The following is a 24918-nucleotide window of genomic DNA, read 5'->3' as shown; positions in this document are numbered from 1 at the left end:
TCTGATTACCAGAGCCAAATGTGATTATAGTCGCCTCCATGGGCTGCCAACGCGCCCGATTCCCTACTCACCGGATAGAACATCAAGGAGATGACCGTGAAGAATGCCGACCTGCAGGCCCGCAAGAACGCCGCCACCCCGCGCGGCGTCGGTGTGATGTGCGATTTCTACGCAGCCCGTGCCGAGAACGCGGAACTGTGGGATGTCGAAGGCCGCCGCTTCATCGATTTCGCCGCCGGCATCGCGGTGCTGAACACGGGCCACCGCCACCCGAAGATCGTCAAGGCGATCGCGGATCAGCTGAACAACTTCACGCACACCGCGTACCAGATCGTCCCGTACGCGTCGTACGTCGAACTGGCCGAGAAGATCAACGCACGCGCACCGGGCGACTTCCCGAAGAAGACCGCGTTCTTCACGACCGGCGCCGAAGCCGTCGAGAACGCGATCAAGATCGCACGCGCTTCGACCGGCCGTCCGGGCGTCATCGCGTTCTCGGGCGGCTTCCACGGCCGCACGATGATGGGCATGGCGCTGACCGGCAAGGTCGCCCCGTACAAGCTGAACTTCGGCCCGTTCCCGGGCGACGTGTTCCACGCGCCGTACCCGAACGCCGTGCACGGCGTGACGACCGCCGACTCGATCAAGGCGATCGAGATGCTGTTCAAGGCCGACATCGATCCGAAGCGCGTCGCCGCGATCATCTTCGAACCGGTCCAGGGCGAAGGCGGTTTCTACCAGGCGCCGGCCGAATTCGTGCGCGCGCTGCGCAAGATCTGTAACGAACACGGCATCCTGCTGATCGCCGACGAAGTGCAAACGGGCTTCGCACGTACCGGCAAGCTGTTCGCGATGCAGCACTACGACGTGCTGGCCGACCTGATCACGATGGCGAAGAGCCTCGCGGGCGGCATGCCGCTGTCGGGCGTCGTCGGCCGTGCGGACGTGATGGACGCGGCAGCGCCCGGCGGCCTCGGCGGCACGTACGCGGGCAACCCGCTGGCGGTTGCGTCGGCGCACGCGGTGCTCGAGATCATCGACGAAGAGAAGCTGTGCGACCGTGCAACGCAACTCGGCGACGTGCTGAAGGCGAAGCTGGGCGCGCTGCAGGCCGACGTGCCGCAGATCGCCGACGTGCGCGGCCCGGGCGCGATGATCGCGGTCGAGTTCCTGAAGCCGGGCTCGGGCGAGCCGGACGCGGAATTCACGAAGCGCGTGCAGACGCGTGCGCTCGAGCGCGGCCTGCTGCTGCTCGTGTGCGGCGTGTACTCGAACGTCGTGCGCTTCCTGTTCCCGCTGACGATTCCCGAGGCCGTGTTCGACGAAGCGCTCGTGATCCTCGAGGAAGTGCTGAAGGAAACGGTCGGCGTGCCGGCCTGAGTTCCCGTCCACTGAATGCGCCGCCGCCGTCGTCATGACGGCGGCGGCCGTTTCGTCATCCATTTTCAAAGCAGGCTACGCAAATGAGCACTGTTCAGGAAACCCTGGCACTGAAAGATCCGTCGCTGTTCCGCCAGCAGGCCTACGTCAACGGCGAATGGCAAGGCGCATCGAACGGCGAGACGTTCGACGTCCGCAACCCGGCGACGGGTGGCCTCCTCGGCACCGTGCCGGCGATGGGCACGACCGAGACGCGTCACGCGATCGACGCCGCCAACGCCGCATGGCCGGCGTGGCGCAAGAAGACCGCGAAGGAACGCGCGGTCATCCTGCGCAAGTGGCACGACCTGATGATGGAAAACGCCGACGACCTCGCGCTGATCCTGACGACCGAGCAGGGCAAGTCGCTGGCCGAGGCGAAGGGCGAGATCGGCTACGCGGCGTCGTTCCTCGAGTGGTTCGCCGAGGAAGGCAAGCGCGTGTACGGCGACACGATCCCGACGCCGGCGAGCGACAAGCGCATCGTCGTGACGAAGGAAGCGATCGGCGTGTGCGCGGCGATCACGCCGTGGAATTTCCCGGCGGCGATGATCACGCGCAAGGTCGGCCCCGCACTCGCGGCAGGCTGCCCGATCGTCGTGAAACCCGCCGAGGCGACCCCGTTCTCCGCGCTCGCGATGGCCGTGCTGGCCGAGCGCGCGGGCGTGCCGGCCGGCGTGTTCAGCGTCGTCACGGGCGATCCGAAGGCGATCGGCGGCGAACTGACGTCGAACCCGATCGTGCGCAAGCTGTCGTTCACCGGCTCGACGCCGATTGGCCGCCTGCTGATGGCGCAATGCGCGGCGACGGTCAAGAAGGTGTCGCTGGAGCTCGGCGGCAACGCGCCGTTCATCGTGTTCGACGACGCCGATCTCGATGCGGCCGTGCAGGGTGCGATCGCGTCGAAGTACCGCAACAGCGGCCAGACGTGCGTGTGCACGAACCGCTTCTACGTGCATGAAGCCGTGTACGACCGGTTCGCGCAGAAGCTCGCGGCGGCGGTCGGCCAGCTGAAGGTCGGTCGCGGCACGGAGCCGGGCGTCACGCAAGGCCCGCTGATCAACGAAGCGGCCGTGCTGAAGGTCGAGGCGCACATCGAGGACGCGCTCGCGAAGGGTGCGACCGTCGTGACGGGCGGCAAGCGCCATGCGCTCGGCCACGGCTTCTTCGAGCCGACCGTGCTGACGGGCGTCACGCCGGCGATGAAGGTCGCGAAGGAAGAGACGTTCGGGCCGCTCGCGCCGCTGTTCAAGTTCAGCAGCGACGACGAGGTGATCCGCCTCGCGAACGACACCGAGTTCGGTCTCGCGGCGTACTTCTTCAGCCGCGACATCGGCCGCGTGTGGAAGGTCGCCGAAGCGCTCGAATACGGGATGGTCGGCGTGAACACGGGCCTGATCTCGAACGAAGTCGCGCCGTTCGGCGGCGTCAAGCAGTCGGGCCTCGGCCGCGAAGGCTCGCACTACGGCATCGACGACTACGTCGTGATCAAGTACCTCTGCCTCGCCGTCTGACGGTTCAGGGCCTGCCGCGATCGCGACGGGCCCTGACCGCCCGGCCGGAACCGGGCGGTCCGACGCGGGCCGGCGCCCCTCTCCGCCGCGCCCGCGTCATCTTGATACGCACGATATCGCCCCGCTCTGCGCACCCGATTTCGATCGCCGTATCCGCCGATACGTCATATCGCGCGCGAATTTCGTTCAAGTCTCATTTCGCTGCAAGCCGCTAGATTGAGCGTTCCACCTCGATCCGGTTTGCCCGCGCATGAACACTTCACCCGACGGCCCGGTGCGCACAGAGTCAGCGCATGTAGGCACCGCTGCAGCCGGTGGTGCCGTGACACACGTCAACAGTCGCCGGCATGACGTACGGGCGGGCAACCTCCCAGCCTCGTCACCTGCTGCCTCAAGCTTACCGACGCTGCAGTATTCTGCTCGACCCCCCTTCGAACCAGCCTCGATGATCGTTTCATTTCATCCATTTATGTCGGAATCCAAAATAAGATTCGTACTCGTTCCATAGACAGAGAAAATCTTACCGGCCACTGTCTATCGCTCGTCCATACATCCGAGTCCATGGAAGAACAACATGCCGCCGACAGTCGCAGGTGCTGCGGTCGATCGATATGCGATCTGTGACCTCGAGTCGGACGAATGGATCATTACCAACTTCGATTGAGGACATAACCATGAGCAGACGAGCGATCAGGAACGGCGACGCAACGACGACGGGCGGAATCGTCATCGCTGACACCGCAAGCATATTCGTGAACAACAAGCACATTGCGTTGGACGGCGACAAAGCGACGTGCGGGAATTGCGAGGGAATGTTTCCGATAGCAGGAAGCGCGGTATCCGTTATCGGTAGCGGACGTGCCGTAGCCGTGGAAGGCGACGCTGTACTTTGTCCATGCGGGCAAAATCTTTTAGTCGCGAGCAACGACTGCACGTTTTTCATTGGGGGCGGCGGACATGGATCGGCGAACCCCTTCTCCGGATATTCGGCATTCGCACCCACGCGATACGTGTCGACATCGGACATTCACAGCGATCAATTTGTGATCCGCGACGTGAGGACGAAGCAACCGTTAAGCAATGTGCGCTATTGGATCAAGGATCGATCCGGAAACGTGCTTGCATCCGGCGTGAGTGATCGACACGGCTGCACCGTGCGCGTGCGAACCGAACGCGCGCAGGCATTGAAGCTCGTAATCGAGGACTGAAACAATGGGAAACCAAACTACCGTCGCCGAGACGACAACAAACACCATCGCGGGATCACAGACATTCGCGGATGTTGACTTGCGACCGATCTGCGAAAACATGACTAACTCGGAATTCCGTGCCGTGTTCGCGAAGGCACAAGCCAAAGCCGTCGAGAAGCTAGGCGCACGCACCGTCGCTTTACAAAGATAGTCGCAGTCCGAAAAAGATCGCGTTTTCAAGTGGTTCGGTCGCAACGACGAGCGAACGCGTATGCACCTGCTCACCGGCTTAACGAAAGTGCTTGGCGTAGTTCGAGCGTTCAACGAAAACAATGTCGTTCGAAGCGGCAGCGCTGGCGATCTGGCGACGGGTTGCACGCCTCATCCGCGCGGAACGGCCAACGAGGCCGCGCATGTATGCGCGCCAGACACGACAACACATACCATCGCCATCAGCGCGCGATTCTGCACGATGCGCCCATGGACCGACGGTGCTGATTCTCACGTATCTACTATCATCCATGAAGCAACCCACTTCCACGACACCATGTCTTCGACGGACGATCAATACACAATCACGCCATTTCTCGCGCCTTGGGGCCGGTCAAATCCTGACTTGGCAATCCACAACGCCGACAGCATTGCGGGGTATGTTGTCGATGGCGACTAAATTCCTAACCGCCGCCGCGCTCGCGTTGAGCTGCGCACAATCAGCGTTCGCCTGTGACGGCGCGTCGAACATGCCCGCCCATTACATCGATATTGTTTTCGATGCTGATGCGAGTGCGATTTCTCCGACCGAAATGTCGAGGTTGTCGGCATGGTCGAGCGACATGCACAAGCGCTTTCCGATCATTGATACGGTATGGCTTATCGGACTGGCCGAACAAACCGAACGCGACGCGCAACAGCTTGCAACGCAACGAGCGGAAAACGTAATGGCAGTTCTGGATCAGCATTCGATCCGTGGCGAAAAAAGCGCCTTGGCGGGGAAAATTTTCAAGCCGGACGAATTCGGTCAATCCGGGCGACGCGTCGAAGTGAACGTCAGTCCGGGATGCCCTAACCACTGTTGCCCGAACCTGAATCCCATACCCAGGGCGCAATGACGTAGCACGCCCCCCACGCCGACCCGCGTAATGCGGGCCGCCCTCCTCCTGCCTCGCCCGCCCCCGCGCATCAGCGGAACACGTTCACCGCATCCACGAGCCGCGTCGCCTGCTGTTGCAGGCTCTCCGACGCCGCCGTACTCTGCTCGACGAGCGCCGCGTTCTGCTGCGTGATGTTGTCCAGGTGCACGACCGCCTGATCGACCTGCGCGACCCCCGTGCTCTGCTCGGCCGTCGACGAGCTGATCTCCGCGATCAGGTCCGACACGCGCTTCACCTGCGCGACGATGTCCTCCATCGTCCGGCCCGCCTCGTCCACCCGCCGCGCACCCGACTCGACCCGGTCGACGCTCGCGCCGATCAGCGTCTTGATCTCCTTCGCCGCGTTCGCGCTGCGCTGCGCGAGCGCCCGCACCTCGCCCGCGACCACCGCGAAGCCGCGTCCCTGCTCGCCCGCGCGCGCGGCCTCGACCGCCGCGTTCAGCGCGAGGATGTTGGTCTGGAACGCGATGCCGTCGATCACGCCGATGATGTCCGCGATCTTGCGCGAGCTCGCGGTGATGTCGCTCATCGTCGTGACGACCTCGCTCACCACCTGCCCGCCGCGCCCGGCCGCATCGCTCGCCGAGCCCGCGAGCCGGTTCGCCTGCAGCGCGGTTTCCGCGTTGCTGTTGACGGTCGCCGTCATCTCGGCCATCGACGCTGCGGTTTCCTGCACGCTCGACGCGGCCTGCTCGGTGCGCGCGCTCAGGTCGTTGTTGCCCTGAGCGATCTCGTTACTCGCGCGCTGCACGTTGTGCACCTGCTCGCTGACGTCGTCGACGAGCCAGCGGAACATCAGCCCGAGCTGGTTGATCGTGCGCAGCGTCATGCCGATCTCGTCGACGCGGTTCATTCGCACGCCGCGCCGGCTTTCGCCGGTCGCGACGTTCAACGCCTGTTCGTGCAGCCGCTTCAGCGGACGCACGATCTGCGCGTCGAGCCACAGGCCGGCCGCCGCCGCCACGCCGACCGTCGCGCCGGCGAACGCCGCGAGCCCACCACCGGCGAGCCCGCAGGCCCAGCCCGCGCCGACGATGGCCGGCGCCAGCACGCACAGCGCCGAATGCACGCGCGCACGGACCGACATCGTCTGCGACAGCGACGCGATGCGCAGCAGCCCCGTGCGGATCACCAGCCCCTTGTGGAACCGGCGCTGGCCCGGCTTGCCTTCGCGAAACGCGCGATACAGCGCGTCGGCGGCCGCGGACTCGTCGCTCGGCGCCTTCGTGCGCACCGACATGTAGCCCTGCGGCTCGCCATTGCGCATCACCGGAATCGCGTTCGCACGCACCCAGTAGTGATCGCCGTTCTTGCGGCGGTTCTTCACGAGCGCGGTCCACGGTTCGCCGCGCCTGAGCGTCGCCCACATGTCGGCAAACGCCTCGCGCGGCATGTCCGGATGGCGCACCACGTTGTGCGGCTGGCCGACGAGCTCCTCGTTCGAGAAGCCGCTTACCTGCGCAAACGTCGTGTTCGCGTAGGTGATGACGCTGTCTGCATCGGTCGTCGACATCAGCGTGACGTCGTCGGGAAAATCGAATTCTTGTTGGGTAACGGGCTGGTTATTGCGCATGCAAGGCTCCGAAAGGCGGATCTGTCGTCCGCGCCGCGCTGAAATCACGCTCAGTAGCCGAAAAACGGTTGATCGCTTTACGACGGTCTTCCACTTTACTGTCGGCAATTCGTTCGAAAACCTTACCCCTGTCGCGCATAAAATATTCAATTCGGCTATTGCCATGATTTCGATCAAATAATCCGGCGATAATCGCCGCGCACGCTTATCCGGATGTCACGAAACGCTGCATGGCAGCTCGCTGCGCGGCGCGCCAATGCGGGTGGCCGTTGCACACGGCGAAACGATTCGGTCTATCCTGCTCCATTCAACCCGTATTCGAATTCGATGAAAAAGGCATTGCACGAACTGAATCGGCTGTCCTGGAATACGGCGACGGTCGCGCATAACCGCCATAAAGGCGATCAGGCTGCGTTTTTCCGCATTGGCGGCTCGACGCTGTTTCCGGAAGAACGCGAATTGCTCGGCAATCTCGCGGGCCTGCCCGCGCGTGTCGGGCGCGCCGACGTGCTCGACTCGATGCCCGACGGCATGCCGCGCCTGCCGCTGATGGTTGCGATCGCCGCGCACCGGGAGGCCGCATGACGCGCCGCACCGCCGCCGAGCGCGACGCGCTTTCCGCCCGCACGCTCGCACGCGACGACGTGCCGCTCGTGTGGACCATCGACCGGCGCGAAATCATCGAGCACCTGTACGTGCTGCGCGACGGCGCGCTGCATCTCGTACCGGAGTTCTACGACGTCGACGGCTGGCCCGACGGCGAAGCCGATCACTACACGCCGATCCTGCTCGACTGCCACGATCGCGGCGGCTGGTTCCTCGGCATGTTCGACGGCGCACGGCTCGTTGCGGCGGCCATCGTCGACAGCCGGCCGCTCGGCGCGCAACGCGACATGCTGCAGTTGAAGTTCCTGCATGTGAGCCGCGACTGGCGCGGCTGCGGGCTCGGCGAGCAGCTCTATCGCGCGGCCCATGGGCAGGCACGCGAGATGGGCGCCGCGCGCCTGTACGTGTCGGCGACGCCGTCGCAGCGCACGATCGACTTCTACCTGCGGCTCGGCTTCACAGTCAGCGCATCGCCCGACCCGGCGCTTTACGCGCTCGAGCCGGAAGACATTCATCTGGAAGGGCCGGCGGCCTGACACATCGGTACGCGGATGAAGCATCGAATGCCCCGCTTTGCCGCGCCCGCCGTCGACCGTCAGCCGCCACGGAGAGCGAAATTGCAGAACGAACCGCAGCCGCACGCGGCGCCGAAGATCCTCGTCAGCATGTGCGTGATCGGTCATCCGGTCCGTTACAACGGCTCGGCGAAAACCGCCGCGCACGAGGCGCTCGAACGGTGGCAACGCGAAGGGCGTCTCGTGCCCGTCTGCCCCGAACTGGCGGGTGGCTTCAGCGTGCCGCGCCCGCCCGCCGAAATCGCGGCAGGCGAATCGGGGCAGCGGGTGTTGTCGGGTGCCGCACGTATCGTCGACGTGAACGGCACCGACGTGACGGCGTCGTTCGTGTCCGGCGCGCACACCACGCTGGCACTCGCGCGCACGCACGATTGCCGCTTCGCGATCCTGGCCGACGGCAGTCCGTCGTGCGGCAGCACCTTCATTTACGACGGGAGTTTCGCGAACCGGCGCCATGCGGGCGCCGGTGTCACCGCGGCGTTGCTGCGCCAGCATGGCATCGAGGTGTTCGCGGACACCGAGATCGACGCGCTCGACGCGCGCCTCAAGCAACTATCGCAGGCCGGTTAACGACAATGCGCGGCACGAGACGATTCTCGTGCCGCGCATTGTTCTGAAAACGGCAAGCGGTGCAGATTCGGCCGCTTCGCCGCGTGACACGGGTCAGACGCGTTCGATCGCGATCGCGATGCCCTGGCCGACGCCGATGCACATCGTGCACAGCGCAAAGCGGCCGTTCGTGCGATGCAGCTGATACATCGCGGTCGTCACGAGACGCGCACCCGATGCGCCGAGCGGATGGCCCAGTGCGATCGCGCCGCCGTTCGGGTTCACGCGAGGATCGTCGTCGGCCACGCCGAGCATGCGCAGCACCGCGAGCCCCTGCGACGCGAACGCCTCGTTCAGCTCGATCACGTCGAACTGGTCGATCGTCATGCCGAGCCGCGCGAGCAGCTTCTGCGTGGCCGGCGCGGGGCCGATGCCCATCACGCGCGGCGCGACGCCGGCCGTTGCGATACCCAGCACGCGTGCGCGCGGCGTCAGGCCGAAGCGCTTCGCGGTTGCCTCGTTCGCGAGCAGCAGCGCGGCGGCGCCGTCGTTGACGCCCGACGCGTTGCCGGCCGTCACCGAACCGTCCGGGCGCACGACGCCCTTCAGCTTCGCGAGCGCTTCGAGCGACGTCTCGCGCGGATGTTCGTCGCGCGACACGATCACCGGATCACCCTTCTTCTGGGCAATCGTGACCGACACGATTTCCTCGGCGAGCGTGCCGTCCTGCTGCGCACGCGCGGCCTTCTGCTGGCTGCGCAGCGCGAACAGATCCTGGTCGGCGCGGCTGACGTTGTAGTCGACCGCGACGTTCTCGGCCGTCTCCGGCATCGAATCGACGCCATGCAGCTGCTTCATCAGCGGATTGATGAAACGCCAGCCGATCGTCGTGTCGTAGATGTCGGCCTGGCGCGCGAACGCGCTCGCGGCCTTGCCCATCACGAACGGCGCGCGCGTCATGCTCTCGACGCCGCCGGCGACCATCAGCGCGGCTTCGCCCGACTTGATCGCGCGCGCGGCCACGCCGACCGCGTCCATCCCGGAACCGCACAGCCGGTTGATCGTCGAACCCGGCACGCCCTGCGGCAGGCCCGCGAGCAGCGCCGACATGCGCGCGACGTTGCGGTTGTCCTCGCCGGCCTGGTTCGCGCATCCGTAGATCACGTCGTCGATCGCGGTCCAGTCGACGTCGCGATTGCGCTCGACGAGCGCCTTGAGCGGCACCGCGCCGAGGTCGTCGGCGCGCACGCCGGACAGCGCACCGCCGTAACGCCCGATCGGCGTACGGATCGCATCACACAGAAAAGCTTCGGTCATCAGTGTCTCCAGTCGGCCGGAGTTGACGCTTGGGCGTTTGCTCCGGTCCCGTGCTTCGCGGTCGGCCGGTGCGGGCGCATCAGCGCTGGCTCCGGCCACCTGCAAGGCTGGGAAATGAACGGGGCGCGCCCCTTGCATAACCCGCCGGGATGCGCTTAAATGTTCTATATACGAACATAAGATCGTGTATCGAACGCTCAACGCATCATAGGGAGTGCGGGGACGACCTGTCAAGCGCCCGGTCCGCCGTGCGGTTGGCGTGTCAGGCCCCATGCGCTATCTTCTCGGCTGCACGACATTCCACCCGCTCATGACAACCGAAGACACTCAGAAACCCGGCGACTCCTATGTGCAGTCGTTCGCGCGCGGCCTCGCGGTGATCCGCGCTTTCGACGCGGCGCGCCCGGAGCAGACGCTCACCGAGGTCGCATCGGCCACCGGGCTCACGCGCGCGGGCGCGCGCCGGATCCTGCTCACGCTGCAGACGCTCGGCTACGTCGAGGCCGACGGCCGGCTGTTCCGGCTCACGCCGAAGATCCTCGAGCTCGGTTTTGCGTACCTGACGTCGATGCCGTTCTGGAATCTCGCCGATCCGGTGATGGAGCAACTGTCCTCGCAGATCCACGAAAGCTGCTCGGCCGCCGTGCTCGACCGCACCGAGATCGTGTATGTGCTGCGCGTGCCGACCCACAAGATCATGACGATCAACCTGTCGATCGGCAGCCGGCTGCCCGCGTACTGCACGTCGATGGGCCGCGTGCTGCTGTCCGCGCTCGACGACGCGGCGCTCGACGAAACGCTCGCGCAAAGCAGCATCCGCGCGCACACGCCGCGCACGATCACCGATCTCGGCGAACTGAAGGCGACGATCGCGCAGGTGCGCCAGCAGGGTTGGGCCGTGGTCGACCAGGAACTCGAAGTGGGCCTGATGTCGATCTCCGCGCCGATCCGCAACCGGCGCGGGCAGATCATCGCGGCGATGAACATCAGCGGCAACGCGCAGCGGCATACCGCGAAGCAGATGGTGAAGGAGTTTCTCGGGCCGCTGCAGCAGGCCGCGCAGACGGTGTCGGAGCTGGTTGCGCGGCGGGGGTGAGCGACGCTCCGCGAGCGGATGCACCCACGCCGCGCGGCGTGGAACGACGCGCCGCGCGATGTGCCCGGCGCAGCGATAACGTTGTCCCGGACAGCCGCCAACTCACAGATGTACGACGGCGTGCCGCTCCTCAGCCGTTGCCCGGGAATGCCTTCCCCATTGGCTTCATCCGAATGCCCGGGGCCAGCCGAGTCCAGGGCAACTCGGCCGGATCCGCCGTCATCGGGCCGGGCGCCTTGGCGACCAGCACCGCGTGGGCGATGCCCTGGAAGTCGGCGCGGAAGTGCACCGAGCTTTTGTTGACGAGAATTTTCATCGCTTCCGGCTCGACGCCGCCCACGCGATAGAGATTGCGGTCGAGCATCTGCGCCTTGCCGCTGCTCACCACGATCAGCACGCCATCGATCCGCAGGCAGGCCACGGGACCGATATCGGCAAGCATGCCGTTCATCATCGGGCCGTCATATCGGCATACGCCATCCGACAGCTTCACGACCTCGAAACGCGCGTGGTGCGGCACGTCGCCGGGCACGCCGGAGACGCCGCCGAGCGCCAGATCGATGAACGCGCCGACGCCGGCGCGATGGGCCGCGGCCGCGGCCGCCGGATCCCAGATCAAGCCGATCGCCGCATCCTTTGCGCCATTGCGCAGCAACGCGCGCAGCATGCCCGTCGTGTTCGAGTCTCCGCCCGCGCCGGGATTGTCCTGGGTATCGGCGATGACGACCGGCTTGCCGGCGCCCTCGGAAAGCCGCATGGCCTCGCGCACGGCGTCGTCGGGCGACAGAAACGGCACCTGCCACGCGGCCTCGTCCGCCAGCATCTTGTCGTAGAGCGCCTGCACGGCCGCCTCGACCGACGCGGCATCATCGCCGTAGCCCCAGATGACCGGGCCGCATTCGGGGAAATCGGCCGCCGGAAAACCGGGCGCGAACGACAACGAGGCCACGGCCCCGCTCTCCCGCGCCGCGAGCTGCGCATACATGCCGCGCGAGGGTTCGAGCAGCGTGCACATGCCATTGATCGGGATCAGGAACGGCAGCCGGCGCACGGCGCGATGCAGCGGGCGGCGGTCCGCCGCGTGCGGGTCGAGCAGGCGCTCGAGCAACACGGCCGCGCGTTCGCCGGTCTCGGCCATGTCGACATGCGGATTGGTGCGGAAAGCGACCAGCGCGTCGGCCTCGCGCAGCATCCGCTCGGTGACGTTGGCATGCAGGTCGAGCGACGCGACCACGGGCACGGCCGGGCCGACCGCCGCGCGCACGCGCTCCAGCAACGTGCCTTCGCCGTCGTCGGTATGCTCGGCGACCATCGCGCCGTGCAGGTCGAGGTACACCGCGTCGAACCCGCCCCCGCGAACCGCCGCGAGGATTTCGCCGGCGATGCGCTCGAACGCATCCTCGGTCACGTGGGCCGACGGGCTTGCACCCGCCCAGATGACCGGCAGCACGGTCCAGCCACGGCTTTCCGCCGCGACGATGAATCCGCCGGCAGGAATATTGACGTCGCGCAGCGCGAGCACGTCATCGCCCCGCACCATGGCCGGGAAGCCCTCGCCACGCTCGAAGTTGGCGTAAGCGGCTTTCGATGGCGCAAACGTATTGGTTTCATGCTGAAAGCCGGCGATCAAAATGCGCGTGTTCAAAAACGTGTCTCCGGAAATAAGCGGTCGATGCGCCGCGATGGATGTCGGGATGCGTGCGGGCCCGCGATGTCAGGCTGTCGCCAAGGCGTCGCGGGGCGCGGGAAGCCGGTTCGCCACCAGTACCGCGGCGCCCGCGACGAGCAGCGCGACCATGACCAGCAGTCCGGCTGCCATGCTGCCGGTCGCCGAGCGAATCGCACCGATGATGGTCGGACTCAGGAAGCCGCCGATCAGGCCGATCGTATTGATCAGCGCGATGCCGCCCGCGGCGGCGTTGCCCTTCAGGTATTGCGACGGGATCGCCCAGAACACCGTGTAGGCGGTCCAGATCATCGCCGTGGCGATCGTCATGCTGATCAGCGAGACGGCGAGGTTGCCGTTTGCGGCCGTCGCCGCAGCCAACGCGATCGCGCCGATCAGGGCGGGCACCGCGCTGTGAAGACGGCGCTCGCCGCGGCGGTCCGAACGACGACCGATGACGACCATCGCGATCGCGGCGCAGACGTACGGGATCATCGAGTAAAGGCCGATCTGCATGGTATCGGTCACGCCGTCCGCCTTGAGGATCGACGGCAGCCAGAAACTCACCGCGTAGATGCCGCAGATGATCGTGAAGTACGCAAACGCCAGCAGGTACACGCGCAGGTCGCGCACCACCTGCCCGAACGAGTGATGACCCGCGCCGGGCGTGTGCAGGTCGGCGGCGAGCAGTCGCTTCTCGTCGTCGGTCAGCCATGTCGCGTCGGCCGGCCGGTCGGACAGCACCTTGAGTGCGAGCGCGCCGAGCAGCACGCACGGCAGGCCTTCGACGACGAACATCCACTGCCAGCCGGCCAGGCCGTGGGCGCCGGACAGCCCGGTCATCAGCCACGCCGACAGCGGCGACCCGAAGATGCCGCCGATCGGGCCGGCCAGCATGACGACCGCCATCACACTGGCCATGCGGCGCTGACCGTACCAGTAGGTCAGGTAGAAGATCATGCCGGGTGCGAAGCCGGCCTCGAACACGCCGAGCAGGAAGCGCATCGCGTAGAACGTGGTCTCGTCATGGACGAACATCATGCCCGCCGAGGTCAGGCCCCACAGCACCATGATCCGGCTGATGGTCTTGCGTGCACCGATCCTCGGCAGCAGAAGGTTGCTCGGGATCTCGAACAGGACGTAGCCGAGAAAGAAGATGCCCGCGCCGAGTCCGTACACCGCATCGGAAAAACCCAGGTCGCTCTGCATGGCGAGCTTGGCGAACCCGATGTTCACGCGATCGAGATAAGCGAACGTATAGCAGAGCAGCAGGAACGGCAGCAGGCGCCAGTTCAGCTTGCGGTACAGCGCCTGATGGGCCGGGCTGTCGGGCGCGACCGGGTCTTGAGGGGATGGAATGGCGGACATGCGCTCTCCTTTAGGGCGTATTGCTTCGAATCCCGCATCGATGTTCGAATCTGTTCGAATCGTCGAGGAGACGAAAAAGCAGCGCAAGAGCAACCTAAGCGAGTTATTGTTGCTCAACAAGCAACACTTCACCGGCACACGGACCGACACGATGCGCGAACTGAACCAGCGCCGCTTGCGCTATTTCCACGAAGTCCTGACGCATGGCTCCATCCGCGGCGCGGCCGACAGCATCAACACGTCGCCGTCCGTCATCACGCGGCAGATCCGGCTGCTCGAGGAAGAAATCGGGGCCCCGCTGTTCGAGCGCCAGCCTCGCGGCGTACAGCCGACCGAGGCCGCGACGCACCTGCTCGAGTACTGGCGCGGCTGCCGCTCCCAGCAGGAACTGTTCGAAGACCGCTTGCAGGCACTGCGCGGGCTGCAACACGGCGAGATCCGTATCGCCACGAGCGAAGGCTATATCGACTGCCTGATGGACGAGGTGCTCACCGATTTTTGCGCACGCTATCCGAAGCTCGACGTCACCGTCGATATCCTTCCGGTCAGCAAACTGCTCCAGGAAGTCGCCGAAAGCCGCGCGCATATCGGCCTTGCCTACAATCCCCCGGCGCATCCGGATATCGAGTACGTCGCCACCTCGCCGCAGCCGGTGGTGGCGCTCGTCCATCCCGGCCACCCGCTCGCCGTGCGGGGCCGACCGGTCGAGGTACGCGAACTCACCGGGTATCCGCTCGCGCTGATGCCGCCCGCGTTCGGTCTCGGACAAGCCGTGCAGATGCTCGCCTACGCGGAGAACCTCCAGGTCCACCCGACACTCACCACCAACTCGCTTGCCGTGCTGCGCCACTTCGTCAAGCGCAACAACGGCGTCACGCTGCTCGCCGCCTTCGCTGCGTATCGGGAACTGGAGACCGGTGAACTCGTCGCACTGCCCGTCGCGCATCCATTGCTCGAGGCGGCCAACGCGCGGCTGCTGGTCAAGGCGGGACGGACACTCGGCGTCGCAGCCGATACGTTGCTGCGCGGCATCCTTCGGGATATGAAGATGTTCTCGAACGCGGGCGGGGGCAAGGGCAAGACAACGGCGCGCGGCAAGGCCGGCAGGCGCGCCGCCGGGAATCACGGCGGGCCATGACCGTCCCCGCCGACGATGTCGCTTGCCTCGCTGGCTACGGAAAGTCGGCCGACCCGGTGCAAGCCGGCATCGAGCGGCGAGTGATTATCTGAGGAACCCGAAATTTCTCGCCGGTTTCGCGCGGGTCGGGTTCGTCGCGCGCGCCGCTCGTCAAGCCCCGAGCAACATCCCCTTGCGCACCGGCACCGTGCCCGTCACGCGGCCGAGCGGCGCGCCGGCCGTCACGAAGCGGATCGCGCGGCGCATGTAGAACACGCCGTCGGTCGCGCTCGAAATCGTCGTGATCGCATCCGTCAGCGGATCGACGATATCGAACAGCGGATCGCCGGCGCGGATCGTCGCGCCGACCGCCGCGCGGTGCACGAGAATCCCGCTCACCGGCGCATAGAACTGCTCGCTACCCGCGAGCGGCGTGGCCGGCTCGGCCAGTGGCGGCAACGGCGTGCGTTCGCCGCGCACCGCGCCGCACCACACGAGATAATCGACGAGCGCGGCGGCGTCACGCTCCGCGTATTCATACGTCACGTCGCGCTGACCGCGGCATTCGACCGTCACGGCGACGGTGCCGGCCGCCATCGGCGTGCTTGCCGGCAGATGCTGCCGCAATTGCGACCACAGCAGGTGATGCGCATCGTCGAACGCATGTCCGCCCGAATCCTCGGCAAGCAGCGACACCTCCGCGCCGAGATAACGCGCCAGCGGTTCGACGTCCGGCCACGCGGTGTCGCTCGTGTACACGTGCATCACCGCTTCGAGCGAGCAATGCAGGTCGATCACGACGTCGGCGTCGTGCGACAGCTTCAGCAGCGCGAGCTGCAGCGCATCGAATTCGGTGCGCGGCGCGATGTTGTCGAGCGCCGCGCCGACGCATTCGCGCACGATCGCGCGATTGTGCACGCCATCATCACCGAGCCGGTCGCGCGCTCGCGCGGCGATCTCCGCGAGCGGCAGGAAACCGCGATTGAAGTTGCGGCCGCTCGCCAGGTCGAAACGGCCGATGAATTGCCCGAGCAGATGATGATTGAGGCCGACCGGGTTCGACACCGGCACGAGCACGATCTCGGCCGCGAGCCGGCCTTCGGCGTCGAGCTGCGCGAGACGCTGCTTCAACACGAACGCCGCGAGCATCGCGGGCGTCTCGTCCGCGTGCAGCGCGGCCTGCAGGTAGATCTTGCGGCCGGTATCGGCCGGCCCGAAATGAAAGCTCGTCAGCGTGCGCTGCGTGCCGATCGACGGCGACAGGAGCGGCGTGGTGCGAATCTGCATCGATGGTCTCGAACGGATGAAAGCGGGGAATCGGGTGAATCGAACTGCACGGCGTTCAGTCGCCGTACGGGTTGAAATCGAAGTACTGCTTCGCGATCCGGTCATACGTGCCATCCTTCAGCATCGACGCGACCGCGCCGTCGATCGACGCCTTGAGCGCCGTATCGGATTGCCGCATGCCGATGCCGACGCCGCGATCGCCCATGTCGAGCGGCGCGCCGACGAACGCGAAGCCCTTGCCCCTCGGCTGGCGCAGGAACCCGTAATCGGCTTCCACCGTGCCGAGCAGCGCCGCGTCGAGGCGGCCGTTGACGAGATCGGCGAACACGTCGTCCTGGCTCTTGTACGGCACCACGCTGACGCCGGCCGGCGCCCAGTGCGCGAGCGCCCACGATTCGAACTGCGTGCCCGACTGCACGCCGACCCGCTTGCCGGCGAGCGACGCCGTCGTGCTGCCGAGCCCGAGTTCGGGCCGCGCGACGAGCCGCGACTTGAAGCGGAACAGCTTCGACGAGAACAGGATCTGCTTCTCGCGCTTCTCGGTGATCGCCATCGACGACAGGATCGCGTCGATCTTGCGCGCCTGCAGCGCGGGGATCATCCCGGAGAATTCGAGCTCGACCCACTGGCAGCGCAACTGCGCGCGGCGGCAGATCTCGTTGCCGAGATCGACGTCGAAGCCCTTCAGGCTGCCGTCGGGTGCCTTCGCGTCCATCGGCGGATAGGTCGGGTCGATACCGAGGCGCACGACGTGCGCGTCGAGCGCGCTGGCGGACGTGGCCACCAAGCCAAGGCACAGGGAAACGAGCGGGACGAGGAAGCGTTTCATGGTCGACGGAAAGCAGGGCGGTGGGCAAGCGGCATGAGCCGGACTGCCTGCGATCGTAGTGCGCGCGCGCCGCCGCCGGAATCGCATGCTGCCTTATCATGATCACCATTTCCGATCACCGGCATCGCGCTTGCTCATGGCGTTCACGCTATCCCAGCTTCGCATCTTCCAGGCCGTCGTGGAGCACGGCAGCCTGCGCGCCGCGGCGCGCGCGCTCGATCTCGCGCAAAGCGGCGTCACGCAGCAGTTGCAGAGCCTCGAGGCGACGCTCGGCGCGACGCTGTTCACGCGCACCAATCGCGGGATCGTGCCGACGGCCGTCGGTCAGCGCCTGCTCGCACGCTCCGGTTCGATCCTCGGCGAATGCGAGCAGGTCGAGCGGGAAATCCGGCAACTGAGCGGCGAGTACGAAGGCACCGTCACGCTCGGCCTCGTCGCCGAGCCGCTGATCGACGCGTTCGCGCCCGTGCTGACCGCGTTCCGCGCGCGCTTCGACAAGGTCGACGTGCACCTGCGCACCGGCACGTCGCGGATGATGATCGGCTGGTTGCGGGAAAGCGCGGTCGATTTCGCGATCGCGCTCGTCGCGAAGCAGACCGATACGACCGATCTCGCGGTCACGCCGCTGCATGCGTCGGCGCCGGTGGTCGTGTGCCGCAACGGCCATCCGGCGATGCACGCGCAATCGCTCGCGGAACTGGCCGACTACGGATGGGTCGCCACGCGCTCGCCGAACCTGAGCGCGGACCCGGTCGTCAACCGGCTGCTCGTGTACTTCGACGCGCACGGCCAGCCGCCGCCGAGGATCCTCGCAACCGTCGAAGGGATGTTCGAGACGCTGCAGCTCGTCACGCAGACCGATTGCCTCGCGCTCGAAACCGAAGCCATCACGCGGCACGGGCCGTTCGCCGGTGTGCTCGCGAAGGTGCCCGTGCGCGAGCAGGCCGATTCGCAGGACGTCTGCCTGCTGCAGCGCGCGGCCGTGCCGCTGACGCCGGCCGCGCAGGAACTGGCGACGATGCTCGCGTCGTACCTGAGGATGGTGCGCGGGCGGTAACGCGTATTGCCGCCCGCCTCCGCCGCCCGCTACGCCGCGGTCAGTCCGCCGCTTCCCGCGCCGTCTCGCGCAGCATCGCGACCGCGATCAGCGACAGCACCACGCACGCCGCCACGTAACCGGCCGGCGCGAGCTTGCTGCCGGTCGTCTTCACGAGCCAGGTCGCGATGAGCTGCGCGGTGCCGCCGAAGATCGTCACCGCAAGCGCATAGGCGATCGAGATGCCCGTCGCGCGCACGTGGCGCGGCAGCGATTCGCACATCAGCGCCATTTCCGACGCCGAGCCGAGCGAATAGAACAGCAGCATCAGCGCGGTCAGCGGCAGGATCACCGACAGCGTCGGATGATGGTTCATCAGCCAGAACGCCGGGAACAGCAGCGCGACCAGCACGCCGCGGCCGACGAAGATCGGCAGGCGCCGGCTGCCGAGCTGGTCCGACAGCCAGCCGAACAGCGGGCACGTGACCAGCATCACGCAGCCCGACGCGACACCGACGAACATCGACAGCTTCATCGGCAGGCCGAGCGTGTGGATCGCGTAGGTCGGCATGTAGAAGGTCAGGATGTAGGTCGACACCGTGCCGCCCATCACCGTGAGCATCAGCAGCAGCACCGTGCGCGCGTGTTTCGAGAACAGCTCGTGCAGCACGCCGCGCTCGATCGCATGATGGCTGTCGCCGGGCGCATCGTCCGCGAGCCGGCGGCGCAGATACATACCGACCGGCGCGATCAGCACGCCGACCAGGAACGGCAGCCGCCAGCCCCAGCTTTCGAGCGCATCCTTCGTCATCGTGTTCGACAGCAGCGCCGCGAAACCCGAGCCCATCAGCGCGGCGCCGCCCTGCGTCGCAAGCTGCCAGCTCGCGCGGAACGCGCGGCGCGACTTGTCGCCCTGCTCGAGCAGCGTCGACGTCGCCGCGCCGAATTCGCCGCCCTGCGAGAAGCCCTGCATCAACCGTGCGAACACCACGAGCAAGGGCGCGGCCACGCCGGCCTGCGCATAGGTCGGCGCGATCGCGATCAGGCCCGTGCCGAGCGCCATCAGCATGATCGTCAGGTTCAGCGCGGCCTTGCGCCCCTTGCGGTCCGCATAGACGCCGAGCACGACGCTGCCGAGCGGCCGCGTGAAGAAGCCGGCGGCAAACGTCGCGACCGACAGCAGCAGCGACGTGGTCGGATCGCTCGACGGGAAGAACAGCTTGCCGATCAGCACCGCGAAGAAGCCGTACACGGTGAAATCGAAGAACTCCAGCCAGTTGCCGATCACGGCCGCCGCGATCGCGCCGCGTCGCGTGACGGCGGGTGCGCCGGTCGCACCGGCTCCGGCGGCGCCCGTCGACGCGGGGTGCAGCGCGAGATGGTCTTTCTGCATGGTTTTATTCTCCTCTCAATGCGGCCGGAAGCGCCGGCCGCGCGCCACGCGCCGCACGATCACTGCCCGAGGTATCGCTCCACGAGACGCGTCCAGAACGCCGCGCCGATCGGCAGGTTGCGGTCGTTGAAGTCGTATTTCGGGTTGTGCACCATGCACCCGTCCTCGCCTTCGCCGTTGCCGAGCCGCACGAACGAACCCGGGCGCTTCTGCAGCATGAACGCGAAATCCTCGCTGCCCATCAGCAGGTCGGTCTGCTCGACCACATGCGCGTCCCCCACCAGCTCGCGCGCGACCTGCGCGGCGAAATCCGTTTCGGCATCCGTATTGACGACGACCGGGTAGCCTTCGATGTATTCGACGTTCGCGGTCGCGCCATAACTCGCGGCCTGCGTTTCGGCCAGCTCGACGATCCGGCGCTTGAGCAGCGCGCGCACGTCGGGGCTGAACGAGCGCACGCTGAGTTCGAGACGCGCGCCGTTCGGAATCACGTTGTTCGCGGTGCCCGCGTGCATCGAGCCCACCGTGACGACCGCCGGCTGCGCGGGGTCGACGTTGCGCGCGACGATCGTCTGCAGCGCCATCACGATGCTCGCCGCGACGACGACCGGATCGACCGTCAGGTGCGGCCGCGCCGCGTGGCCGCCGACGCCCTCGATCGTGATGATCGCCTTGTCGCCGGCCGACATGAACGGGCCGCGCCGCGTGAGGAAGACACCGGGCGCCGCGCCCGGATGGTTGTGCATGCCGAACACGGCGTCGCACGGGAAGCGTTCGAACAGGCCGTCGTCGATCATCTTCTTCGCGCCGCTGTCGACGCCGTGCTCTTCCGCCGGCTGGAAATACAGGTGCACGGTGCCGGAGAAGTTGCGTGTCTTCGCGAGATGCTGCGCGGCGCCGAGCAGCATCGTCGTGTGGCCGTCGTGGCCGCACGCGTGCATCTTGCCGTGCGTGCCGCTCGCATACGGCAGGCCGGTCGCCTCGACGATCGGCAGCGCATCCATGTCGGCGCGAATGCCGATGCTGCGCGTGCCGTCGCCCGCGCGCAGCGTGCCGACGACGCCCGTCTTGCCGACCCCGCGCGTCACCTGCCAGCCCCATTGCTCGAGCTTGTCCGCGACGAGCGCGGCCGTGTCGTGCTCTTCGTACGCGAGTTCGGGATGGTGGTGGATGTGGTGACGGATCTCGCGCAGCCCGCCGGCGGCGGGCATCAGATCCTCGATTTCGGTGAATCGGGTAGCGGTGGTCATCAAGGGGCTCCAGCTGTTTGTCTGCGCACGCCGTGGGAGCGTGCGGTAAAGCGAGCCACTATATCGAGCCGATATCCGTTCAATAAGATGCGGAATTTTTCACCGCGATAAGATTTTTTAATCAGGGTTAGTACGAGGGCGCCGCACCAGGCTGCGCCGATCTCACTCCGCCCGCGCGAGAAACACCCTGATCTCCTCCGCGAGCCAGTCGCGCAGCGCGCACACCTTCGGATCGTCCTTGCTGCCGATCCGATAAATCAGGTCGTGCCCGCGCTCGGCCTGCAATGCGAACTGCGGGAACGGCGCGACGAGACGTCCGGCGGCGATGTCGTCCGCGACGATCACGCTGCGCCCGAGCGCGACGCCCTCGCCGCGTATCGCCGCCTCGATCGCGAGGCTCCCGTGGCTGTATGCCGGCCCGCGATCGCTGCGCGCACTGCGGATGCCGGCCAGCGCGAACCACTGCTCCCAGTTGGCCAGCATCCTGTCCTCGTGCAGCAGCGTACAGCCGACGATGCGCTCGACGGAACCCAGCCCGCCCATCTTCGCGCGATAGGCAGGACTGCAGACGGGCGTCACCGTCTCCTCGAGAATCCGCTCGGCCAGCACGCGCGGATAACGGCCGCTGCCGTAGCGAATCGCCACGTCGGCTTCGCCTTCGTTCAGGTCGACGTGCGTGTCGGTCACGTCGAGATGGATGTCGAGTTCCGGATGCAGCGCCTTCAGCCGATGCAGCCGCGGTGCGAGCCATTTGTTCGCGAACGACACGCTGGCGTTGATCTTCAGCCGCGAGACGCTGTCGCTGTCGTGCGCGCGCAGCCGGTCGGCCGCCTGCGTCAGGTCGCCCAGCGTCCGGCTCACGTCCAGCAAAAAGGCCGCGCCGGCCTCGGTCAGCACGATACGCCGCGTCAGGCGCTGGAACAGCGCGACGCCGAGATGGGTTTCGAGATGCTTGATGTGCCGGCTCACCGCGCCGTGCGTGACGTGCAGTTCCTCGGCCGCCAGCGTCATGCTCAACAGCCGGCCGGTCGCCTCGAAGGCACGCAGCGTTTGCAAAGGGGGAAGCCGGTCGAACATGGTTGCGCTACGTGTGAGTGGTAGTCACACAGTGTATGACGACAAATCGTTTGTCAGCACCGGCGGCGCCTCGCAATATTGGGACGCAGGCGCAGGGCTGGCAGCCGCTCCAGCCGGCCCACCGACTGCGCCAACGCGCGGCGATTCCGCGAGCTTTTCGCGCCGGAAATTCGACCGCGCTTCATGCCTGAAGCCGCGACGCCCGGCGCGCGCTTCGTTCGAGGCGGGCTTTGTCCGGGCCATGTCGCTCATCATGGATCATCTGGTTTTCAAACTCGTCGCCACCCCGCTACTGCTGGCGGCCGCCACGCTCGCCGCGCGCCGCTGGGGCGAAGCGATCGGCGGATTGCTGGTCGGGTTGCCGCTCACGTCGGGGCCGGTTTCGGTGTTCCTCGCGCTGGAGCATGGCCCGGCGTTCGCCGCGCACGCGACGGCCGGCTCGCTCGTCGCGACGACCGGACAGGCAGCCTTTTGCGTCGCCTATTGCCGGCTCGCGCAGCGCGGATGGCCGGCGGCGCTGGCCGGCGCCAGCGCGGCGTTTGCCGTCGTCGCCTTCTTGCTGCAGGCGAGCGGGTTGCCGGAAACCGGGCTGTTCCTGATCGCGATCCTCGCCGTTGCGCTCGTGCTGAGCGTCGTGCCCGCCGCCGAAGTCAGGGCCGCCCGGCTCGATCCGCCGCGCTGGGACCTGCCGCTGCGCATGGCGCTGATCGCGGGCCTCGTGGTCGGCGTGACGATGATCGCGCCGTATGTCGGGCCGGAAACGAGCGGTGTGCTCGCGTCGTTCCCGTTCATGGTGATCATCCTCGCGGTGTTCGCGCATCGCATGAGCGGCCGCGCCGCCGCGCAGCAACTGATCCGCGGCATGGCAACCGGGCTGCTGAGCTTCGCGGCGTTTTTCCACGTGCTGAGCCTGACGCTCACAAGGCTGAGCCTGTTCCAGGCGTACGGCGTGGCGATCGTCTGCACGCTCGCGATACAAGCGGTGTCGTTGTACCGGATGCGCGTGCCGGTCGCCGTGCCGACCGAATGAGCGCACCGGCACGGCCGCACGACGCCAGCGCGCAGCTGCCCGCGCCAGCATCGCCCTGCCGCTCACGCTGCACGGGCAGCAGTGCGAATGTCAGCGCTCACTCCAGCCCCTTCAGCGCATCCAGCCCAGCCGGCAGCTTCGCATCCGGAAACTGCGTGGACAGCGTCGTATCGCGCCACCGCGCCGCTTCTTCCGCGCGCTGCGTTTCGGCCTGCTCGCACACGAACAGCGCGTCGCCGCCGAGCAGCAGGCGCATCGGCACGTCGTCGCGACGCGACAGCTCGACGATCAGCTTCGCGATCCGCACCGGGTCGCCGATCTCATGGCCGCCATATGCGCCGAGCAAGTCGAGAATCTTCCCGACCGACGGCTGATAGTCGGGCAGCATGCCGTCGATGCCGCGCTTCGCCTGCGCGGCCCAGTCGGTCCGCATCCCGCCCGGTTCGAGCGTGCAAACGCGTACGCCGAACGGCGCGACCTCTTTCGACAGCACGTCGCTGAACCCGCCGACCGCCCACTTCGCCGCCTGATACGCGGACAAGCCGGCCGTCGACGTGCGTCCGCCGACCGACGACACCTGGAAGATGTGGCCCGAGCGCTGCGCGCGCATCGACGGCAACACCGCGCGCGTCAGGTTGACCACGCCGAACAGGTTCGTTTCGATCTGGTCGCGGAAGTCGTCAGCGCCCATCTGCTCGAACGGCGCCGTATGACCGTAGCCCGCGTTGTTCACCAGCACGTCGATGCGGCCGAACCGTTCGCGTGCCGCCGCCACGGCCTGCGCGGCCGCCGCTTCGTCGGTAACGTCGAGCGCAATCGGCAGCAGCCGGTCGCCATAACGCTCGGCCAGGTCAGCGAGCCGTGACGTATCGCGCGCACCGGCCACCAGCCGGTCGCCCGCCGCCAGCACCGCTTCCGAAATCGCACGCCCCAGGCCGCGCGCGGCCCCTGTTAACAACCAGACTTTCGACATTTTCCTGCTCCTTGAAAATACAAATGAATGATTACTCACTCATTAATAACGACGATACGTGCGCGATTCGCGTGACGCATCGCCCTGCCAAAATCGTTCGGCTACGCAGGCAACCCGGGCTTCACGCCCTCCTGCGCCACCCGCTCACACCGCGTGCAGCACGGCCCACAACGCGCGAAACCCGGCTTCCCGGTACGCATCGGCCCGCGCCGGATCGCGCGCGACCGACTCCATCGCCGTTTCCGCGATCGACGTAAACAGCGCCGCGCAGAACGCGTGCGCTTCGTCGGCCGTCAGCCCGCGCGACGCGACGATCTGCTCCTGCAGCAGCGAGCGAATCGTGCCGAAACCTTCGGCCCCGGCCGCGCGATGCGTGTCGTCGATACGCCCGCTCACGCCGAGCTGCTGCAGCGCGCGCCGCCCGTCCGGATTCTCGACGCCCCACGTCACGTAACCGTTCCACGCATGCCGCACGGCCTGGTCGGCCGGTGCACCTTCCGGAAACCCGGTCATCATCGCGTCGCGCATCTCGGCCTTCAGGCTCACGTACAGCGCGTTCAGCAAGGCGTCCTTGGTTTCGAAATAGGTGAACACCGTGCCTTCCGCCACGCCGGCGAGCCGCGCGATGCGCGCGGTCGTCGCGGTCGCGCCGTCCTCGGCGAGCGCACGGGCGGCGGCGGCGAGGATGGCTTCGTGCTTGTCCGGACTGCGCGGTCGGGCCACGTTGGATTCCTTCAATGAGTGAGCGCTCAATCATAATCAGACGACCGGGACGACGCAAGCCCTGTTACACATCGGGGGTACGCATACACAATCCATCAAAAGCGTGCACTATTAGCGTTTTGCCGTACCGGCGCCGGCCAGCCGGCGCCCGATGCCATCGACGTTCGTTTCACGTTCAC

General features: G+C 66.7%; 22 protein-coding genes and 1 pseudogene. 12 read left to right on the top strand and 11 right to left on the bottom strand.

Features of this window, described 5'->3' with window-relative positions; genetic code table 11:
- Positions 1-96: 96 nt before the first annotated feature.
- The 5 genes from ACN22W_RS31645 to ACN22W_RS31625 all read left to right on the top strand — a co-directional run bounded on the left by ACN22W_RS31645 (position 97) and on the right by ACN22W_RS31625 (position 5232).
- A complete protein-coding gene (locus ACN22W_RS31645) occupies positions 97-1380 on the top strand; it encodes a 4-aminobutyrate--2-oxoglutarate transaminase (RefSeq protein ID WP_419688429.1) in 1284 nt (427 codons plus the stop codon).
- 83 nt (positions 1381-1463) lie between these two features.
- Positions 1464-2933, top strand: coding sequence for an NADP-dependent succinate-semialdehyde dehydrogenase (gene gabD, locus ACN22W_RS31640; protein ID WP_419688428.1), 1470 nt, complete (start codon positions 1464-1466; stop codon positions 2931-2933).
- Positions 2934-3607: 674 nt separating this feature from the next.
- Positions 3608-4141: a PAAR domain-containing protein gene (locus tag ACN22W_RS31635; protein WP_419688426.1), complete on the top strand. Its 534-nt coding sequence runs from the start codon at positions 3608-3610 to the stop codon at positions 4139-4141.
- 253 nt (positions 4142-4394) lie between these two features.
- Positions 4395-4793 (top strand): M35 family metallo-endopeptidase, encoded by a 399-nt coding sequence (locus ACN22W_RS31630; RefSeq protein WP_419688424.1) that lies wholly within the window; start codon positions 4395-4397, stop codon positions 4791-4793.
- Positions 4783-5232, top strand: coding sequence for a hypothetical protein (locus ACN22W_RS31625; protein ID WP_419688422.1), 450 nt, complete (start codon positions 4783-4785; stop codon positions 5230-5232). Before ACN22W_RS31630 ends, ACN22W_RS31625 begins: the two co-directional genes overlap by 11 nt.
- A 70-nt stretch (positions 5233-5302) precedes the next feature.
- Here the strand turns inward: ACN22W_RS31625 and ACN22W_RS31620 are convergent, their stop codons facing one another.
- A complete protein-coding gene (locus tag ACN22W_RS31620) occupies positions 5303-6847 on the bottom strand; it encodes a methyl-accepting chemotaxis protein (protein ID WP_419688421.1) in 1545 nt (514 codons plus the stop codon).
- A 327-nt stretch (positions 6848-7174) separates the two neighbouring features.
- Between ACN22W_RS31620 and ACN22W_RS31615 the strand changes: the two are divergent.
- From ACN22W_RS31615 to ACN22W_RS31605, 3 genes and pseudogenes are all read left to right on the top strand, one after another.
- Positions 7175-7330, top strand: a pseudogene (locus ACN22W_RS31615) (SAM-dependent methyltransferase); the annotation flags it as partial.
- A gap of 98 nt (positions 7331-7428) precedes the next feature.
- Positions 7429-7989 carry a GNAT family N-acetyltransferase gene (locus ACN22W_RS31610; protein ID WP_419688419.1) on the top strand — a complete coding sequence of 187 codons (561 nt, stop codon included), beginning with the start codon at positions 7429-7431 and terminating at the stop codon, positions 7987-7989.
- 81 nt (positions 7990-8070) lie between these two features.
- Positions 8071-8598 (top strand): DUF523 domain-containing protein, encoded by a 528-nt coding sequence (locus ACN22W_RS31605; RefSeq protein ID WP_419688418.1) that lies wholly within the window; start codon positions 8071-8073, stop codon positions 8596-8598.
- Positions 8599-8691: 93 nt separating this feature from the next.
- Here the strand turns inward: ACN22W_RS31605 and pcaF are convergent, their stop codons facing one another.
- On the bottom strand, positions 8692-9894 hold the full coding sequence (pcaF, locus tag ACN22W_RS31600) for a 3-oxoadipyl-CoA thiolase (RefSeq protein ID WP_129515876.1): 1203 nt from the start codon (positions 9892-9894) through the stop codon (positions 8692-8694).
- Positions 9895-10204: 310 nt separating this feature from the next.
- Between pcaF and ACN22W_RS31595 the strand changes: the two genes are divergently transcribed.
- On the top strand, positions 10205-10990 hold the full coding sequence (locus tag ACN22W_RS31595; protein ID WP_048246213.1) for an IclR family transcriptional regulator: 786 nt from the start codon (positions 10205-10207) through the stop codon (positions 10988-10990).
- A gap of 130 nt (positions 10991-11120) precedes the next feature.
- Here the strand turns inward: ACN22W_RS31595 and ACN22W_RS31590 are convergent, their stop codons facing one another.
- A complete protein-coding gene (locus ACN22W_RS31590; protein ID WP_419688415.1) occupies positions 11121-12635 on the bottom strand; it encodes a M81 family metallopeptidase in 1515 nt (504 codons plus the stop codon).
- Positions 12636-12704: 69 nt separating this feature from the next.
- The gene (locus tag ACN22W_RS31585) at positions 12705-14024 is read right to left on the bottom strand and encodes an MFS transporter (RefSeq protein ID WP_419688414.1); all 1320 of its coding nucleotides are present in this window, start codon (positions 14022-14024) and stop codon (positions 12705-12707) included.
- 151 nt (positions 14025-14175) lie between these two features.
- Here ACN22W_RS31585 and ACN22W_RS31580 point away from each other — a divergent pair, with 151 nt between their 5' ends.
- On the top strand, positions 14176-15162 hold the full coding sequence (locus ACN22W_RS31580; protein WP_419689861.1) for a LysR family transcriptional regulator: 987 nt from the start codon (positions 14176-14178) through the stop codon (positions 15160-15162).
- A 150-nt stretch (positions 15163-15312) separates the two neighbouring features.
- On the opposite strand, the gene ACN22W_RS31575 is transcribed toward ACN22W_RS31580, so the two are convergent.
- Positions 15313-16428, bottom strand: a complete 1116-nt coding sequence (locus ACN22W_RS31575) for a succinylglutamate desuccinylase/aspartoacylase family protein (RefSeq protein WP_419688412.1) — start codon at positions 16426-16428, stop codon at positions 15313-15315.
- A 55-nt stretch (positions 16429-16483) separates the two neighbouring features.
- Complete coding sequence (locus tag ACN22W_RS31570) at positions 16484-17257, bottom strand: transporter substrate-binding domain-containing protein (RefSeq protein WP_419688411.1); 774 nt, start codon at positions 17255-17257, stop codon at positions 16484-16486.
- Between the two features lie 136 nt (positions 17258-17393).
- Here ACN22W_RS31570 and ACN22W_RS31565 point away from each other — a divergent pair, with 136 nt between their 5' ends.
- Positions 17394-18314, top strand: a complete 921-nt coding sequence (locus ACN22W_RS31565; protein ID WP_419688409.1) for a LysR family transcriptional regulator — start codon at positions 17394-17396, stop codon at positions 18312-18314.
- A gap of 40 nt (positions 18315-18354) precedes the next feature.
- On the opposite strand, the gene ACN22W_RS31560 is transcribed toward ACN22W_RS31565, so the two are convergent.
- The 3 genes from ACN22W_RS31560 to ACN22W_RS31550 form a co-directional block, all read right to left on the bottom strand.
- Positions 18355-19686 (bottom strand): MFS transporter, encoded by a 1332-nt coding sequence (locus ACN22W_RS31560; protein WP_419688407.1) that lies wholly within the window; start codon positions 19684-19686, stop codon positions 18355-18357.
- Between the two features lie 59 nt (positions 19687-19745).
- The gene (locus ACN22W_RS31555) at positions 19746-20936 is read right to left on the bottom strand and encodes a M20 aminoacylase family protein (RefSeq protein WP_129515884.1); all 1191 of its coding nucleotides are present in this window, start codon (positions 20934-20936) and stop codon (positions 19746-19748) included.
- Positions 20937-21098: 162 nt separating this feature from the next.
- On the bottom strand, positions 21099-21992 hold the full coding sequence (locus tag ACN22W_RS31550; RefSeq protein ID WP_419688405.1) for a LysR substrate-binding domain-containing protein: 894 nt from the start codon (positions 21990-21992) through the stop codon (positions 21099-21101).
- A 274-nt stretch (positions 21993-22266) separates the two neighbouring features.
- Here ACN22W_RS31550 and ACN22W_RS31545 point away from each other — a divergent pair, with 274 nt between their 5' ends.
- Entirely contained in the window at positions 22267-23043 is a 777-nt protein-coding gene (locus ACN22W_RS31545) for a hypothetical protein (protein ID WP_343494711.1), read from the top strand.
- A 97-nt stretch (positions 23044-23140) separates the two neighbouring features.
- On the opposite strand, the gene ACN22W_RS31540 is transcribed toward ACN22W_RS31545, so the two are convergent.
- Complete coding sequence (locus ACN22W_RS31540; RefSeq protein WP_412023678.1) at positions 23141-24016, bottom strand: SDR family NAD(P)-dependent oxidoreductase; 876 nt, start codon at positions 24014-24016, stop codon at positions 23141-23143.
- Between the two features lie 144 nt (positions 24017-24160).
- Positions 24161-24739, bottom strand: coding sequence for a TetR/AcrR family transcriptional regulator (locus ACN22W_RS31535; protein WP_419688403.1), 579 nt, complete (start codon positions 24737-24739; stop codon positions 24161-24163).
- Positions 24740-24918 lie beyond the last annotated feature (179 nt).

The sequence above is a fragment of the Burkholderia theae genome (assembly GCF_048565265.1).
Lineage (GTDB): Bacteria > Pseudomonadota > Gammaproteobacteria > Burkholderiales > Burkholderiaceae > Burkholderia > Burkholderia theae.
This window is presented reverse-complemented; position numbering and strand designations above follow the sequence as displayed.